This is a genomic window from Chitinophaga sp. 9-1-y (assembly GCF_059511905.2).
On record NZ_CM197955.1, the window covers coordinates 5,055,754 to 5,073,004 of the forward strand.

The 17,251-nt window shown below is 44.1% G+C and carries 16 protein-coding genes; 8 read left to right on the top strand and 8 right to left on the bottom strand.

The genetic code is table 11. From position 1 onward, the window contains the following. Positions 1-61: 61 nt before the first annotated feature. On the top strand, positions 62-349 hold the full coding sequence (locus AC5ZC7_RS19870; protein WP_496157150.1) for a hypothetical protein: 288 nt from the start codon (positions 62-64) through the stop codon (positions 347-349). A gap of 76 nt (positions 350-425) precedes the next feature. Here AC5ZC7_RS19870 and AC5ZC7_RS19875 read toward each other — a convergent pair whose 3' ends face one another. The 3 genes from AC5ZC7_RS19875 to AC5ZC7_RS19885 all read right to left on the bottom strand — a co-directional run bounded on the left by AC5ZC7_RS19875 (position 426) and on the right by AC5ZC7_RS19885 (position 2,797). Beyond that, positions 426-815: a DUF1801 domain-containing protein gene (locus AC5ZC7_RS19875; RefSeq protein WP_496157149.1), complete on the bottom strand. Its 390-nt coding sequence runs from the start codon at positions 813-815 to the stop codon at positions 426-428. 14 nt (positions 816-829) lie between these two features. Beyond that, a complete protein-coding gene (locus tag AC5ZC7_RS19880; protein ID WP_496157148.1) occupies positions 830-1,297 on the bottom strand; it encodes a hypothetical protein in 468 nt (155 codons plus the stop codon). Between the two features lie 117 nt (positions 1,298-1,414). Next, positions 1,415-2,797, bottom strand: coding sequence for an OmpA family protein (locus AC5ZC7_RS19885; RefSeq protein ID WP_496157147.1), 1,383 nt, complete (start codon positions 2,795-2,797; stop codon positions 1,415-1,417). A gap of 456 nt (positions 2,798-3,253) precedes the next feature. Between AC5ZC7_RS19885 and AC5ZC7_RS19890 the strand changes: the two genes are divergently transcribed. Further along, positions 3,254-4,897 carry an oligopeptide:H+ symporter gene (locus AC5ZC7_RS19890; RefSeq protein ID WP_496157146.1) on the top strand — a complete coding sequence of 548 codons (1,644 nt, stop codon included), beginning with the start codon at positions 3,254-3,256 and terminating at the stop codon, positions 4,895-4,897. Between the two features lie 62 nt (positions 4,898-4,959). Here AC5ZC7_RS19890 and ppsA read toward each other — a convergent pair whose 3' ends face one another. Continuing rightward, entirely contained in the window at positions 4,960-7,572 is a 2,613-nt protein-coding gene (gene ppsA, locus AC5ZC7_RS19895) for a phosphoenolpyruvate synthase (RefSeq protein ID WP_496157145.1), read from the bottom strand. A 344-nt stretch (positions 7,573-7,916) separates the two neighbouring features. Here ppsA and AC5ZC7_RS19900 point away from each other — a divergent pair, with 344 nt between their 5' ends. The 4 genes from AC5ZC7_RS19900 to AC5ZC7_RS19915 all read left to right on the top strand — a co-directional run bounded on the left by AC5ZC7_RS19900 (position 7,917) and on the right by AC5ZC7_RS19915 (position 11,364). Further along, positions 7,917-8,258: a HopJ type III effector protein gene (locus AC5ZC7_RS19900; protein ID WP_496157144.1), complete on the top strand. Its 342-nt coding sequence runs from the start codon at positions 7,917-7,919 to the stop codon at positions 8,256-8,258. A 111-nt stretch (positions 8,259-8,369) separates the two neighbouring features. Further along, the gene (chrA, locus tag AC5ZC7_RS19905; RefSeq protein WP_496157143.1) at positions 8,370-9,518 is read left to right on the top strand and encodes a chromate efflux transporter; all 1,149 of its coding nucleotides are present in this window, start codon (positions 8,370-8,372) and stop codon (positions 9,516-9,518) included. 121 nt (positions 9,519-9,639) lie between these two features. After that, positions 9,640-10,443 (top strand): SDR family oxidoreductase, encoded by an 804-nt coding sequence (locus AC5ZC7_RS19910; RefSeq protein WP_496157142.1) that lies wholly within the window; start codon positions 9,640-9,642, stop codon positions 10,441-10,443. 75 nt (positions 10,444-10,518) lie between these two features. Then, on the top strand, positions 10,519-11,364 hold the full coding sequence (locus AC5ZC7_RS19915; protein ID WP_496157141.1) for a sigma-70 family RNA polymerase sigma factor: 846 nt from the start codon (positions 10,519-10,521) through the stop codon (positions 11,362-11,364). Positions 11,365-11,403: 39 nt separating this feature from the next. Here AC5ZC7_RS19915 and AC5ZC7_RS19920 read toward each other — a convergent pair whose 3' ends face one another. Both AC5ZC7_RS19920 and AC5ZC7_RS19925 read right to left on the bottom strand, forming a co-directional pair. Then, positions 11,404-12,621, bottom strand: coding sequence for a M28 family peptidase (locus AC5ZC7_RS19920; RefSeq protein ID WP_496157140.1), 1,218 nt, complete (start codon positions 12,619-12,621; stop codon positions 11,404-11,406). Between the two features lie 2 nt (positions 12,622-12,623). Beyond that, positions 12,624-13,940 carry a serine hydrolase gene (locus AC5ZC7_RS19925; protein ID WP_496157139.1) on the bottom strand — a complete coding sequence of 439 codons (1,317 nt, stop codon included), beginning with the start codon at positions 13,938-13,940 and terminating at the stop codon, positions 12,624-12,626. Between the two features lie 189 nt (positions 13,941-14,129). Here AC5ZC7_RS19925 and AC5ZC7_RS19930 point away from each other — a divergent pair, with 189 nt between their 5' ends. Further along, positions 14,130-15,164: a histidine kinase gene (locus tag AC5ZC7_RS19930; RefSeq protein WP_496157138.1), complete on the top strand. Its 1,035-nt coding sequence runs from the start codon at positions 14,130-14,132 to the stop codon at positions 15,162-15,164. Next, positions 15,161-15,850, top strand: coding sequence for a response regulator (locus tag AC5ZC7_RS19935; protein ID WP_496157137.1), 690 nt, complete (start codon positions 15,161-15,163; stop codon positions 15,848-15,850). The genes AC5ZC7_RS19930 and AC5ZC7_RS19935 overlap by 4 nt, the downstream gene beginning before the upstream one ends. A 221-nt stretch (positions 15,851-16,071) precedes the next feature. On the opposite strand, the gene AC5ZC7_RS19940 is transcribed toward AC5ZC7_RS19935, so the two are convergent. Both AC5ZC7_RS19940 and AC5ZC7_RS19945 read right to left on the bottom strand, forming a co-directional pair. Then, positions 16,072-16,749 carry a hypothetical protein gene (locus AC5ZC7_RS19940; protein WP_496157136.1) on the bottom strand — a complete coding sequence of 226 codons (678 nt, stop codon included), beginning with the start codon at positions 16,747-16,749 and terminating at the stop codon, positions 16,072-16,074. A 141-nt stretch (positions 16,750-16,890) separates the two neighbouring features. Further along, positions 16,891-17,250 carry a hypothetical protein gene (locus AC5ZC7_RS19945; protein WP_496157135.1) on the bottom strand — a complete coding sequence of 120 codons (360 nt, stop codon included), beginning with the start codon at positions 17,248-17,250 and terminating at the stop codon, positions 16,891-16,893. Position 17,251 lies beyond the last annotated feature (1 nt).

Sequence of the window (17,251 nt, forward strand, 5' to 3'; positions counted from 1 at the left end):
AACAATATGCTTTTGGGATATGGCAATCTTCTTGTGGTAACGTTTTTATAACATCAAGTGTATGAGCCACATTGTCATTCCTATTCCGCCACTTCCAGGTAAACAGGAAATAGAGGTGGAAGTTACCATCAACAACCAGAAGCAACAGCTACGGTACCGGGTAGAGTTATTTTATTGGGACGACTGCACCAATCCCATGGGACACCGTGCCGACTGTATCAGTGAAATGCTGTCACACCATGATCCGGAGTGGATAGTGTATTATATTGGAGCGCCTACAGACAAGTTTGTCCCTATCACATTTGTGAGTAAGGAAAGCAGGAAATTATTGCAACACGCGAAAGTATAAATAACGCTGATTTACTTTTCGTAATTGGATAGCCCGCGGGGCTAGCGGGGAATTTTTGTGTTAATAAATAGCGATATCAGGACAATCGCTCCAGTTTTCCTTTGCGCTTTACAATGTTTTTATAGTCCCATTGAATCCGGGCTGCATTCTCCAGCCAGCGGGCCAGCTGCGTGTTGTCAATCTGTTTGACGTCTGTATAGCGGGCTTCCGCTGCTTTGAAAGTTCCTTCAGGCTGTAGTCCTTCTTCTTCAAAAGACTGGCCACTCCAGAACAGCAGGCGTACACTATCTTTCAATTTACTGTACCCTACAATGGGATTACCATCCAGGAACCATACCGGGTGCCGGTGCCATATTTTATTTTCCGCCTGCGGCAGATGTTTATCAATTTCCTTCGCCAACTGTTGTGCAATGGCCTTGTCCGCCGGGGATAGCAAATCATTGTATGCTTTGGTATCAGTGTGCATATGATGGTTTTTTATTAGTAAATATCCAGGATCAGTATTTCTTGTTTATTAAAAAGGAAATGATCGCCTGCCTTTTTGTGTAATAATAATTTTGCCAGTGGTGTATAGGGAGACAGGAAAAATACGGTGTGATCTGTGATGAGTTGTTTTCCCAGTCCTGCTGCTATAAAAAAGGATTGTGCTTCACAGCATACAAAGGCGCCTGTTTGTGCTGTTGTATACACTTTATCCGTATCTACTTCTTCCAGGCGTGCCAGCTCTTTTATATTTTCCGACTGTTGCCTGGCATGCATGTCTTTCTCGAGGTGTCCCATAGCGCGTCCGGTTTCATATTTATCGCCGGCAGAACTTTTTTCTTCGCTGTTAGCAGCGGCCTGTGCGTTGTCGATGGCTGCTTTCGCCATATCGATGCGTGCCTGTATTAGTGTACGTCCGGTTTGTTTCAGGTTATTTTTAAAAGCGATTTTTTCCGCTGTTGTCATAAGTACTGGTCCATTGAATCCGTTCTAAATTAATACTTTTTATGGCTGGTTCCCAACATAAAAAAAGCGGTCCCAATCCCGGAACCGCTTTTTTTTATTGAAGGAAAAAAACTGCTATTAGTATAAAGTAAATTCTACACGTCTGTTTTGCTGACGTCCGGCAGCTGTTTTGTTAGAGGCAATTGGCTGATTAGAGCCATATCCAACCGCTTCAATACGGGAAGCATTGGCACCTTTAGATACCAGGTATGATCTGATAGCTTCTGCACGTTCCTTAGACAGGCGCATGTTAGTAGTAGCAGAACCGGTATTGTCAGTATGACCTGCTAATTTCAGGCTGAAGTTTTTCTCTACCAACAGGCTGGCTACTTTATCCAGGCTGGCGAAAGAGGTAGGTCTGATAGTCGCTTTACCCAGATCAAATTCCAGGTTATCGATCGCATCTTTCACTACTTTCTTATCAGCTTCTGTTACGATAATTTTTTCTTTCACTACCTGTACAGGTGTTGGTAATGGACAACCTGCACCATCTACTTTAGTACCAGCTGGTGTGTTCGGGCATTTATCCAGGTAATCAGGAACGCCGTCACCATCTGTATCCAGTTTCATATCGGCTACTTCTTTCTTCAGACCGTCGATAGCTGCCTGATTACGGGAATCACTTGCATCCAGTGAATTTTTCAGGGCTGCATTTTTATCCCATAAATCCATGGCTAATTGTGCAGCTGGATTTACAACGGCTAACTGAGGTTTCTTCTTTTTGCCGAGGGCAAATTCAACACCCAGTCTGGCAGTAGAGAATTTATCTTTGGTACCGTTATCGATGCCATCAAACTGTTTGCTGTTTACGAAATTTACGTTGTAAGCAAGGTCGATGTTAACACCGCGGGCCACTACAAATTTAGCACCCACACCTACCGGGATAAATAATTCTCTGTGTGTATTACCACCACCAGAATTCAATACCGCCGTTTCTGTACCATTAGCAGTAGCAACGGTAGGTTTAAAGGCAATCGCACCCGCACCGGCAGATACGTATGGAATAATGGAACTCTGTTTATTTAACCAGTTGATATTGGCAATGCTAAACACACCACTTACAGATGCAGACCAGTCGATATCTGTTTTAAAAGTAGATATACCATTAGTGAGTTGCTGAGATGCTTTGGTAGCGCCTTTCACTTGTCCTCTCATGAAGTCGGCCTGTAAACCAAAGTTATGTAACAGTTGCTTCTTCACGTAGCCGCCGTATACGAAACCAACATTATTAAAATCGAAGTTGTTGAAATAGTATGGGCCACCAAAAGGACCAAATGCTGCAGAACCACCGCCCCACGCACCAACGGACCATGTACGATAATCTTTCACTCCATTGAAAGGGGTTACGCGGTCAACCTTACTACGGGTACTGTCTTGTGCAAATGCAGCAGTTGATAACGCCAATACTGATGAAGCTAATAAGAAAGATTTTCCAAAAATCCTGTTTGTAAACGTACTCATAAAAAAAACCTTTTTGGGTTGAATAATATCAATTTCACATTACGACAATCAATTCGTTGCTAACAAAAAACGGTACCGGAGTTAGAACGAATCCGCAGTTTGCAAAGGCTGTGCCAACATGCAGCGCCAACACATAAAATCATTATTAAAATCCAGAAAAATACATTTGCAATCCTTACTGACAAAGCATTTAACATTTCTATAAAAAATCGCTAACAAATACAACAAAACAGGTATACAAAAGCAGATATGGCCTTATATAAGAATATATGCTATTGTTCATCGCAGCTTTTTTCACCATGAAAAAAGGCATCTATTTTAATAAATTAAAATATCACAATCCTTACATATAAGCGATGTGAAGATGTCCTTTATTCACTTCTTTCCCTTATTTTAGCGGTTTGGCGGTAACCGCCCGTAAATAACCTATGTCATTGCTATAGCATTTTCTTTTTTATGAGTAAACCACGTAATCATCCGGCGGCATTGCCTTTTCTTTTCCTCTCTGAAATGTGGGAGCGGTTTGGTTTTTACCTGATCCTGGGTATTTTCCAGTTGTACCTTACAGACACGGCTAAAGGTGGCTGGGGCATGGATCGTGCTACCGCAGCAGATATCTTCGGTACCTTCATTGCATTTGTGTATCTCACGCCTTTTCTCGGTGGATTAATCGCTGATCGTAAATTAGGATATAGCAAATCCATTATTATTGGTGGTATATTAATGGGTATTGGTTATATCGGACTAGCGGTACATCATCTCACGGTATTTTATTTGTCGCTGGCCCTGATCTGCATTGGGAATGGATTCTTTAAGCCGAATATTTCCACCTTACTGGGAAATGTATACAACGATGAAAAATATCGTAGTCGTAAAGATACCGGCTACAACATTTTTTACATGGGTATCAACATCGGTGCTTTCATTTGTAACTTTTTTGCGGCCTTCCTGCGGAATACCGTGGGTTGGGGTGCGGCATTTATTGCAGCAGGTATAGGCATGTTCCTCGGTGTATTGATTTTTGTGATTGGTATGAAGCACTATAAACATGCGGATGTGCGTAAACCGATGCAGGAAGGTGATATGCCACTCAGCAGAATTTTCTCTGTAGTATTCCTTCCCGCCATTGTAGTGGGTTTGGGCGCCTGGTTTATTCCTGGCAATATCTTCGGATCTGATTCTACCGATGCATTTATTTTCGCCTGTATTCCCATCCTTTTCTTCTTTGTATCGCTTTTATATAAGGCAGATGCCAAAGATCGCAAGCCGATATCAGCGCTGCTGGCTATTTTCGCGGTATCTATTGTATTCTGGGCGGTATTCAAACAAAATGGTACGGCACTTACTACCTGGGCGCAATATTATACTAACCGCGAGATTCCGGCGGTGATTGAGCAACCGGCCAAAGGACTTTATCTCGTGGAAACAGTCACCAATAAACCGGACTCCGTTACGGCGTACGACATCGAATTCCGCGTCATACGTGATGCTGCCGGCAAACCAACGAAAGTATGGGACAAGGTGCCCTATTTCAGAAATGTGGCGCCGGAGAAGATGCCGGCAGAAGGGCAAAGTATCAGTTTATACAATACAGAGCTGTTCCAGTCTATCAATCCTTTCTTTGTTATTACGCTTACCCCGTTGATTGTATTACTCTTTGCCTTACTACGGAAACGCAACCGCGAACCTTCTACGCCGTCAAAAATTGCGTGGGGTTTGCTGATATCTGCATTATCCACCCTGATGATGGTTGGCGCGGTGTATGTATGCAGCAACGGCGCCATCAAGGCTTCTCCATGGTGGCTGATCGGCTGTTACGGCGTTATTACCGTAGGGGAATTATTCCTCAGCCCTATGGGGTTATCGCTGGTATCTAAACTGAGCCCGGTGCGTATTACTTCCCTGATGATGGGAGGCTGGTTCCTGGCTACTTCTATCGGTAATAAACTTTCCGGTATCCTGGCTACACTATGGGATACTTATGATAACAAAGCGAACTATTTCCTCGTTAACTTCCTGCTATTGGGAGGTGCAGCCGCTGTCATATTTGCTATGTTGCGCTGGCTGAATGGGATTTTTAACGCGCAGGTAAAAAAATAAATTTTAGGGAGACAGGGAATAAGTCGTGCCATTACTGGCTACGATTTATTCCCTGTTTTCATTTATAAGATTTCTACATATCCGTTTGTTCCGTTCAGGCGTATCCGTTGTCCATCTTTTATCAGTTTAGTGGCATGCTCTACTCCCACTACTGCCGGCAATCCATATTCACGTGCAATCACGGCGCCATGGGTCATAAGTCCGCCTACTTCCGTAACCAGGCCTTTGATGGCTACAAATAACGGCGTCCAGCTGGGATCCGTAAATGTGGTGACCAGGATATCTCCTGCTGCTATATCTGCCTCTTCTACCCGTAAAATTACGCGTGCGCGTCCTTCCACCACACCGGAAGAAACAGCCAGTCCTGCCAGGGCGTTTGCGGGAATATTTTCGTGTTTATACCTACCGACAATTACTTCGCCTTCGGAAGTCATAACACGTGGAGGCGTTAGTTTTTCGAATAACTGGTAAGCCACTTTTCGTTGATCGATCAACGTATAATCCGGTTGTTGGGTACGTACGGCCTCCCTGAACTCTTCGAATGTGAGATAATAGATATCTTCTTTTTCCTGCAATACACCGGCCTGCATCAGTTGGGCTACTTCCTTCATCAGGGCTTGTTTATATATGTAATAGCGACAAATCTTGCTATATTTTGGATACTCCCGGTAGCCTACAAAATTCCGGATGATGTCAATCATTCGCTTTGTTTCGCTGACTTTCTCCGCACTCTCCGGCAGTTCACGCAACCGAGTCAATAACATTTGTTCTTTTTGGGCAGCTTCTTCCAGGCCCTGTGCAAATTTCCTGGCGGCAGCACCGGGTTCAAAGTTGCGGATATTACTCAATATCATTGGAACAAGGGCTGACGGTTTTTCGCTCCAGCGGGTCCGGGTGATGTCTATCTCCCCAATACATCTCATACCATATTTACGGAGATAAGTATAGATAGCCTCCCGGGATACATGCCCACCGGGCAACGACTCTAAGCCATCCAGGCAGTCGTCATCGGTACGTTGTTGCAGGTACGCAATCACTTCCGGGTAAGGGCGGATCACATCTGCTACATCCATTAATGCCAGCCCCATTTCAGAAGTAATATTGTTGGGAGCCGACTGCGACAAAGTATCCGCCATGCCTTTTTCACCTAACCATTCTTCCATTTTTTCGTTGATCCATATGCAGGCATTCATGGCCGCGATGACTACGCCCAATATTTTCGGATCAAATAAGGTGGTTCTCAATTGGTGCAGATCTTCCAAAATAAAATCGAATACTGCTACCCCGGATTTCGTCTGCATCTGCTGCGACAACGCTGCAATAGATGCTTCACTACGGGCTATCAAACCCGCCACAATAGCCGGATCGCCTTCACTGATAGTAGGTATGCCCGGGAATAATTGCGTGGCTGCACTGGTGCCTTCCTTCTTTTCTTCTTCCGGTAACAAGGGTATAAAATCCCTGTCTACCAGGGTCATCAGGGCATCTTTAATGAGTGGATCAGATTGTCCTAACGCATTAATGATAGCCGCCCTGCCGCTGGGAGAAGCCATATTAGGCGCTATATCCACAAATAGCCGTCCGCCGGCAGTATACATCGGTCTTGGCGACGTTAACTGAAACAGCGATAGTCCTAATGGCTTCAGGGGGTCTGTCATCATTTGCTGATGGCCTACAGATACATACACATGCGGTGCGGTATCGTTTACTTCCGGAACCGGGTATAAAGTGGTGATGGGGCGGCTTTGCACAATATAGAAAGTGTCATCTGCCCAACACCATTCTATATCCTGGGGGCTACCAAAATGTGCGGCAATCTTGCTGCCAATGGCTGCAAGCACAAGTATTTGCGGTGCTGTGAGTACCTGCCTGCTTTGTAATTCCTTGTCTGGCGTCACTTCTTTGATGCCGCCTTCTTTTTGCGCGTATATCGCTACTTGCTTAATGGCTACCTGCTTTTCAATGACCTCTTCCTGGCGCACCTTATAGTGATCGGCATTTACCAGTCCGGCTACCATGGCTTCTCCCAGTCCATACCCCGCATCAATACACGATACATTCCTGTTGCCCGTTACCGGATCGGCTGTAAATAAAATCCCTGCTGCCTGAGGAAACACCATCTCCTGTACCACCACTGCCAAATGCACTTTACGGTGGTCAAAACCATTTTGAATCCGGTAAATAATAGCCCGTTCAGTAAACAGCGAAGCCCAGCACCAGCTGATATGCTGCAGGATGGCCGCCTCACCGATAATATTCAAATAGGTATCCTGCTGACCGGCGAAAGATGCGGTAGGCAGATCCTCCGCGGTAGCACTGGAGCGGACTGCAAAAGCGGTACCCTCCTTACCTGAAAGGAAATGCCTGATGATTGCTTGTATATCATCGGGGATAACGGCGCTTTCAATAGCGCTGCGAATCTTGCTGCTCAACGCATGTATCGCTTCCTTGTCCGTTACTTTTAAATCCGATAACTGCTCCAGTAAATCATGCACTACCCATGTATCGCTGAGGATACGCTGAAAAACAGCCGTGGAAATACAAAACCCATCTGGTACCAGGATACCTTCCAATTTATATAATTCTCCGAGGTTTGCACCTTTTCCGCCTACCAGGGGAAAGAGGGTCCGGTCGATATCAGAAAATTTCCATACCCATGCAGGTTGATTGATCATAGTTTTCATTTTGAAGATAGTGGTTAAAAAACAGTACTGAGGCACCAAAAGTATCTAATGCCTTCGGGTGAAAAAATCATTTCGCAGTATATTTTTTTTACGCAATAAATGCTTTTATCCCGGCGTTTATCTTACAAAAGGAGCATATTACTACCGGCATCCACCCAACCCACAAAACAGCCATAGTGGCCATTCTAATCCAAACAGCAATTTCAGCTGTCCCAAAACAATTTCCGCCACTGGTTGACAACTACCACTTTAAATATTACTTTTGATTTGCACAAAAAACCAGGTGTGCCGAAAATTTATTCCGGCTTCTTATCAATTTCAATAGCATATTTCAGATGAAAGGGGAACTTATTACTTTAATTGAACAGTTAAAAAATCAATCTATTACTTTTAAAGAGGTGATTGCATTTATAGAAAATCATTACCATCATCAGCCTACTGCGTTTAAAAACGGGGATGCGTATAATGAGGCCACGCAAAACCAGGGCAGTGCCAAAGTCTTTGCATTTGCCCAATTAAATAACCTGGATAAAGAAGATACCCTTTATTTATTTGCAGAACATTACCAGGCGGTGTTAAGTCATCCAAATGAAACGGATCACCAGAATATCCGTCAATTTATGGCGCATGGCTGGTCAGGCATAGCGTTCGAAGGAACCGCCCTTACCGCAAAGTAGCTTTTAGCGTTTAGCCATTAGCTTTTAACAAAAAAACTCCGCTGCATTTCCATTAAAAGCTAATGGCTAAACGCTAAAAGCTATTTTGCATTACACATTTAAATCCAGGAAATGTCGTTTGAACCCATTCATCATAGTCCGGAAAATGAATTCACTAAACTAAAAGAAATTGCTTTCTCCTGCCTGAAGCTTGGCACCATTGGATTTGGCGGCATAGCAGGCATGGTAGCGACCATAGAAAACGAATTGGTGGTGAGGCGTAAATGGATCGATCACCAGCATTTTATGGATGTACTGAGTGCGTCTTATATTATTCCGGGGCCGAATGCAGTGGAAGTAGTAATGCACTGCGGAAAAGAACGCGGTGGCCGGATAGGGTTGGTGGTAGCCGGCATCTGTTATATCCTGCCGGCCATGCTGATCTGCCTGATTTTTGGTTATTTCTATCAGCAATACAGTGCCTTACCCGATGTACAGCACTTCATCTATGGGCTAAGACCCGCTACCACGGCGTTGGTGATAGGCACCGTGTTTAGGCTCTCTCAAAAAACGCTGCGTAATAATATCACCCTGGTGGTACTATGCCTGTTGGTATTTGCCGGTTCGTTATATGGCCTGAATGAAGTACTACTCATTATTGCAGCGGGGATACTCAATTACATCATACATACCCAAAAGAACAAATTAACGGTATTCACCGCTTTGCTATATGTGCCTTTACTGGCTGATGACCGTGTTTCCAACAGTAAATTATTCTTCATCTTCCTTAAAATCGGCGCTGTACTATATGGCAGCGGTTACGTATTGTTTGCCTACATGGATGAATCGCTGGTACGGCACCATCAGTGGCTCACCCGCCAGCAGCTCATGGATGCCATTGCCGTAGGCCAGATTACGCCGGGGCCGATACTGTCCAGTGCTACCTTTGCCGGGTATCTTATTGGCGGCACTACGGGAGGTATTATTGCCACAGTAGGTATATTCCTGCCTTCTTTTTTTCTCTCTTTCTTCCTCCACAAGCTACTCTCCTCTGCCCGAAAGAGTGAGCGGATACGGCTTTTCCTGGATGGGCTGAGTGCAGCGTCTATCTCCGTTATAGCTGTGGTAGCGCTTCATTTATTCACGGCTTCGGTAGAGCGGTGGCAGGGCGCTGTGATACTGGTAGTTTGCCTGGCGTTGATGCTTATTTTTAAGCACCTGAGTACGGTGGTGATTATCCTGACAGGGAGTATTGGAGGTTTTTTGTTGTTGACGATATAGGAGGATGGGCACATCGTATTTATCTACATAATATTCAATCATTTACATAGTCCGTTTATTTTTCTTTAAAAATTCCGATCGTTTCTTCCTGCCTGTTCGTCGGAAAATAAACTTATGTAAAATGAAAAATCTGAAAGACAAAGTAGCCGTTGTATTTGCCGCCTCCGGCGACATCGCTGGCGCTGTTGCCAAGTCGCTTTCCCAGCATGGGGCAAAGGTGTATGTGTCTGCCCGGAACCTGGACGCCGTAAAAGCACTGGCCCGGGAAATCAATGCCAATGGCGGCCATGCTGAAGCTGTCAAAGTAGATGCCCTCCGGGAAAACGACATCGACCATTTCCTGCAACAAGTCACCTCCGAAAATGGCCGGTTAGATATTGTATTCAACGGCATTGGGGTAGGCTATGATGAAATGGGAGGACGTCCGCCAACAACAACGGCTACCCTCCAACAGTTTATGGCGCCTATGGAAAAGATCTGTGGTTCTCAATTCCTGACGTCGCGGGTAGCTGCCAAATACATGATACAAAGTCAATCCGAAGGCACTATCTTATTGCTCACAGCGGCCCTATCCAGGTCCAAATTGCCTAACCTGGCAGGTATCACGGCAGCCAGCGCCGCCATCGAAGGACTTACCCGTGTCATGGCTACCGAATGGGGAGGACATGGCATCAAAGTGATTTGTATTTGTTCGGGGGCTTTAATCGAAACCAAACGCATCTCCGGCTGGATCCGGGCTGCTGCACAGGAATCAGGCATCCCACTCGAGCAGTTAATTGCGCAGTATCAGGCTTTCGATATACTCAAAACGAATCTCTCTCTGCAGCAACTTGGCGACACCGCCGCCTTCCTGGCTTCCTCCACCGGCGTAGCGTTTAATAGTCATATTGTTGATGTGGATTGTGGTAAGCTGAACATTTTATAGTAAATTAAATCACTCCTTTGGCTACGGTCTTCCCGCGGAAGACTGTAGCCCTATTCTTATTCATCAATGCACCAAATGGAAAGAGAAGACATACTCCTGTCAGCCATATCCGGCGATATCAATGCCTTTCAGTCGTTGTTTGCCGAATTTCAGCCCCAGCTGAAATCCTATCTCTATAGATTACTCACCAACCGCAATGATGTAGATGACCTGACACATGATACCTTCCTCAAAGCATTTACCAAAATAGCCACCTTTAAGGGAGAAGCAACGCTAAAAACATGGGTGTTCAAAATAGCGACTAACCTTGCCTATGATCATCTGCGCAAACAAAAGAGATGGGGCCCGGATGCACAGGATCGCGCTGCAGACCTGGCCATCAGCTCAACAGCAATCAGGGAAGTATTCTGGGCAGTGCATAACACTTCTCCCGCCGGCGCATATGAAATGAAAGAACATATCGATTATTGCTTTACCTGCATCTCTAAAACATTACCCATAGAAAACCAGGTAGCGCTGATCCTGAAGAATATTTACGATTTCCAGGTGAAAGAAATTGCCCTTATCCTGGAAAAAACCGAAGCAGTAATAAAGCACCTGTTAAACGATGCACGGAATACAATGACAGATATATTCGAGCACCGGTGTGCACTCATCAACAAGAATGGCGTTTGCCATCAATGCAGCCATATCAATGAAATATTTAACCCCAAACAGCACCAGCAGGAAGAACTGATGAAACTGGAGCTGGTAAAGGCGTCAAAGAAGTATAACAGGGAACAGTTGTTTAACCTGAGAACACTACTCGTCAAGGCAATTGATCCGCTGAATGCAGCTGGCACTGATTTTCATGAGGAGATAATGAAATGCTTAAGGACAGCCATTGGAGAGAAAAAGGACTTTTTTGAACAGGAAAGATAATACAGGAGAAGCATCCCCCCAATGCAACTATGATCTGTTTCACTGTTCTATCAACGCTTTCAATAAAAAAGTGGCTTTCTTTAGATGTTTAAAATCAATCAAATCTATCTTATCCCCGGGTGTATGATGTTCCGGGAAACCGCCAGAGCCAAGTAATAACGAAGGAATATGTTTATTCATGAAGCTGTAGGAATCTGTATTGCTCAAAATGTCCTGTACGGAATCTACCGCCGAGAATTGCAGTTGCTGCATCGTAAAATTACAGCCGGCCTTGTAAAATACCTTTTTAAAAACGGTATCTCCTAATGCCCATACACCATCGAATGAACGGTGTTTACTACCTAACTGCTCCAGGTTGATCATCATTGAAACAGTACTTTGTGGAACCGGCAGGTGATCCGCAAACCAAGCGGAACCCTTCAGATTAAGTTCTTCGCCACAGAAAAAAGCAAATATCAGGGTATGCTTTCCTTTATGTGCTGCCAGCATTTTAGCCGCACCCAATGCAGCCACACATCCACTGGCATCGTCATTGGCACCATTGTAAATATGCGATCCAATACGCCCGATATGATCCAGGTGAGCACCTATAATAATTGTGCTGCGTGGCGATGGCCGGCCTGCTCCCTGCACTATACCTACTATATTATATCCTATTTTATTTTCGGCCCGGTATACTAGTTTTACTGTCACACTATCACCTTTCATCAATACCTTTGCCACTGATGGACTCACCATCATCGTAGCAATCCCCTCAGGTTGACTCATACCATCAGGCAGGTAGTGCATATATCCAAATCTATATTGACGAATAACCGTTGTTTCCCAATCTTTCGACGGCTCTGGCAGCAAAATAATGCCTGCAGGATTTCCAGCTACTTTATCCCCTGCTGAAGCGACCACCCATTTTCCCGCCTTCGCAGTACCACGATTAACAACGATAAAGTTTTGAGCATTATGCTGATATATTTTGTTGTTGCTCGTCAATGTGCTGCCGGTATAATTATCCCAGCTGAACGGAACCGGTTGCAGGTAGGTACTTTCACGGTCTTGTTTCCAACCAGGTTTTATGCTGTACGCTTTCAATTGTGCGGCCACATATTTTGCAGCTCTGAGGTATCCGGCAGAGGCGGTGAAACGCCCTGCAGTTTTATCAGCAGCAATGTTATACATGTCTTTTTTCAGGTCAGCAATACTTTGCGCAGCACCCTGGAAACCTATATTGACCATTATAGTGATAAGGAGATATCTTCTCATAATTATTGACGGTTAATCTTCATGACCTGTTTACCACCCTCATAGATGATCAGCGAATGCGTGTCCGGAAATTCGATTTGCACATCGTATCCTTCGAGGAAGAATTTATGTGTTGATTCAGGATATAGTACAGCGGTTGGCGCTCCATCGCCGGATACTTTGATCGCATTACCTTCCTGCTCCACCTTCAGCAACTTCCCATTGCTTTGTACATAAGTACCCACATAGCTTTTGATCAACTCATCTGCTATGGTGATTTTCTCGTGGCTAACGGCGCCTTTGTTCATCGTTTCCAATAGCTGCGCACCGCAGGCCAATGCGTGTTTTATCACCTGGTCGGTAACAAACATGCCGTTGTCGGCATTGGTCATTATCACAATACCACTTTCAGACTTTGGCAGGAAAACAGCCATGGTACGTACCCCCACGTCGGAGCCGCCATGTTCCAATGCATATTCCCCATCCGGAAGCCCGGTCACCAGGCCCCAGCCCAGGCCCCGGTAGTAGTGCTCTTTTATTTTCACCTGCGGACTGGTCACGTCTGCGAAAAAGCTGTCCGGTAAGCCCAATCCTTTCATGGTAGCAATGCCGAACCGGCAGTAATCCTCCACCGTTGTGATTAAGTCGTCCGCCGCATTAACCGGCGTTTGTATGGAAACGTCATAGCGGTTCCCCCGGCCGTTATGCCACATCGCAAAACGGCTGGTATCAAGCGTTGTGCTCCAGTATTGCGTATGATCCATCCCCAGTGGCTTAAACAGATACGTTTCCATTATTACGTTTAATGGTTGATGAAACTTGCTTTCCAGCGCGCGACGCAGGTATTCAAATCCCTCCCCGGAGTAACTGAATTTAGTTCCGGGCTCAAAGTTGAAACGTAGCCGGGTACCGCCGTTGTCTGTACGCCAGTTCGGGAAGCCCGTTTGATGGCTCAGCACGATGCGGGTGGTAATTTTATTGAGATAAGGGTTATCTGCGATATCCGGATCTATCCAATAATGAGAAAGCGGTTCGTCCAGGTTCCACAACCCAGCCTGTATCAACTTCATCGTTAGCATAGCGGTAACCGGCTTCGTTTGCGAAGCGATATTGAACAGGGTGTTTGCAGGAGCAGGATGATCGCCCTGTAAATGACCGAATACCTTCAGCCATTTGATCCGTCCATGCTCAATCAGGCCAACACCCGTGCAGGGAACATGGTTTTGCGCCATCCAAACAGGGATATCACGCGTTAAGGCGGCGATAACAGTATCCTGCCGGGCAACAGCAACGTTGCTGATAAACAGGGAAATGAGCAGAAGCGTATAAGTGATTTTCATAACTTTAAAAGGTTATACCAAAAGTATCCCGAACACAAAAGATTAAAAAATAGAAATGATCACCTTCGCCGAATGGATGATGAACACCATATAGAGGGTGATATCCCTTTTGCGGGACGTTCATCACCAGATAACATACGTTTGTCACCAAAATTTGGCAATGATCCCCAACCTTGGTTTATTTGAGCCATGAAACCGTTCGACTGGACTCGCTTTTTTACATGGCCCTACAAGGTTTACACGCAACTGGCGTTTTGGGTAATCGTATTTTTCCTGTACATCTTACTGAAAGAATATCCTCAACGCATGAGTGGTATGACGCTCTTCTGCCTCGTATTACAGGAAACACTGGAGTTGATCATCCCCTGCTATACACAAAACCTGTTGGTATTACCTTTACTCAAGCGCCGCAAATGGGTTGCCGGCATTGGCTTATATGTGTTGCAATTGTTTATCCTTATCCGTTTTTTCCCTTACTTATTAAATGCCATAGGAAGCCTCTTTGCAGCAGTATTTCACATCACCGACCTGGTAGACTGGCGCGACCAGCACTTTGCTTTCTCGATGGTAGCCTTTACCATCATCGCCACATTGAGTAAAACAGGACTGGACCACCTGATCCGGGACAAGGAACAAAAGGAAAATGAACTACGTCATTTAAAAGCGCAATTGAACCCTCATTTTCTTTTTAATACACTTAATAACCTGTACGGTTTATCCGTTACCGGATCAAAAAAATTACCTGAACTGATGTTGAAACTATCGGATCTGATGCGTTACTCACTATATGATACGGGGCAGCATTACGTGGCGTTGCAAAAGGAAATTGACTATATCGCGAACTATATTGACCTGGAAAAAATAAGGCTCAGTCATCAATCGGATATTCAGTTCCAGGTAGACGGCGATACCACCGCACAATACATTGCTCCCCTGCTGATGATCGTATTCATCGAAAATGCCTTCAAGCATTTTTCCGCTGCAAAAGGAAAAACTGCTTATATTAATGTGGTGCTTTCGGTAACAGGCAGCAAGCTGCATTTAAACGTTACCAACTCCGTTAATCCGGAGGTGGTCCCTACGCCATCGGCTAAACGTAAAGGTGGCCTGGGTTTGGGGAATGTGCAACAGCGGCTCGCCTTAATTTATCCCGGACAACACGAGCTGTCCATCTCTAAAAACCAGGATAGTTTTGAAACCAAACTAATAATTGACCTGACATGACCCTGAATTGCCTCATCGTTGACGATGAACCCATTGCCCGGGATATCCTGCGTAACTACATCTCGCAGATACCATACCTGGTACTAAAAGGCGAATGCAGTGATGCATTTGAGGCCATGCAGTTTATTAACCGCCAGCCTGTTGATATCGTCATCCTGGATATCAGGATGCCAAGGCTGAGCGGGCTGGATATGCTTCGTACCTTAAAAAAATACCCGGCTATTATTATCACCTCTGCCTACCCGGAATTTGCACTGGAAGGATTCGAGCTGGCGGTAGCCGACTACCTGCTCAAACCATTTTCATTTCCACGGTTTGTACAGGCCGCAGAAAAAGTACTTCACCAAAATCAACCTACGCAAACAACGCCGGAGAAAGACAACTTCCTGATTGTGAAATCAGATAAAAAACTAGTCAAAGTATTTTTGGATGACATTACCTATGTAGAAGCTTATGGCAACTATATCTTCATTTACACCGGGCCAACACGCATTATGTCCAAGCAAACACTTACGCAGTTCGAAGCGCAGTTGCCGGCAGCTGCTTTTGTGCGCATCCATAAATCATATATTCTCTCGCTGAAAGCGGTAAAGTTTTTTGAAGGTAATGAAGTGTCTGTGGGAGATAAGAAACTACCGGTTGGCAAAGTATATCGTAATGAATTGCTTAAAATGCTGAAAGGGTAAGCGTAAGCGTTTTCCGCTAACCGTAATGATAACCTAACATGCAACCGTTATAGTCAGAAGTAATGGTAGGCAAATATAGATATTTATAGATTTAATTCTCCTCGTCATCAAATTCTGTTTGATGGCCCTTCTATAAGCCTGAATATTTGTTGTCTTCCCTGGAGAATATATTCCGTCTGAATGAGTCATGGTGCAATTTAACTAGTGACAATATAAATTATTCAATTACAGACAACCGTTTTTTTATTGAGGCTAAGATAAAGCCATTGAAAGTAAGAACAGGAGCCAATATCATAACATGTTTTACTGTTGCTAGTATTTTTTCCATTCTTATCATATGTCTGCTCAAAAATACTTAATACTCCATTTTTTTTTCTTATTTGTTTCTTATGGGTTATATAAACATTCGGCATTACAAGATCAGGAACTCGAATACCTGGTGCCATTTTCAAATCACGTTGAATTAAATACACTGTTTCATCCCATTTCTTCAAAACAGAAACCTCTCTTAAATACAAATCTTGATTGTGGACATTTCTTAAATAGCTAAGAGTTATTATTCTGTCTGGGAGTATATACTCAAAAACTCTTTCTTTGGAGGTATCTCCCAGTTCAATATAGTTTGTGGTCCAATAATTATCTATCTTTCTGTACTCTCTTTCAACATTAAAATCCTTATTAACAAAATAGCTGATCTTTCTTTGGTTACCACCATTCACGGTTATCTTTATATAAGGATAAGGGGGCTTAGTTCCTAACATCTTTTCACCCTTTAATGAAAACATATCAATGTCTTCAAAATTGGCTTCATTATTTGCCCAATAGGTTTTAGCTTTTGAGCCATATCCTCCAATAAAAAGTTGAGTAAAAAAAAAGATGGCAATTAGCATTTTTTTCATATCAATTAGATATTTATTTTTCATAGTGTATTTTCCCAAATGCATCCAATGTAATTGTAAGTACCCCTATTATGGTGACAGTTTAAACTTAGAAAAAATCGCTAAATTTAAACTGAACTACTATCATGAAAAAGACCAGATTCACAGAAACACAGATTGTGTGGGATCAATTATATCTAAAACTTGAATAGATGAAAGGTCGATGCCTATGCCTTTATCCTTTTTTTTGTCGTTATCCTTAATCCAATTTGCAATACTAAGCAGGAAGGATGTCTTACCACTACCTCTGGATCCCAACAGCGTTATAGTATTATGCTTATGATTAGCACCGCTCCCCATATCCTTCTCCGCCAATTCCAAGGCCTGACTTATGAATTTGATTATGGACTCAAACTCAATCTGATGCACAAGATTCGCATAATCAAATTCTTTTGCGTGATCGCTATTGTCCAAAACAATTGTTACTTTTGGGGCTGCTTTTGATGTATCAGTTGTCTTCACT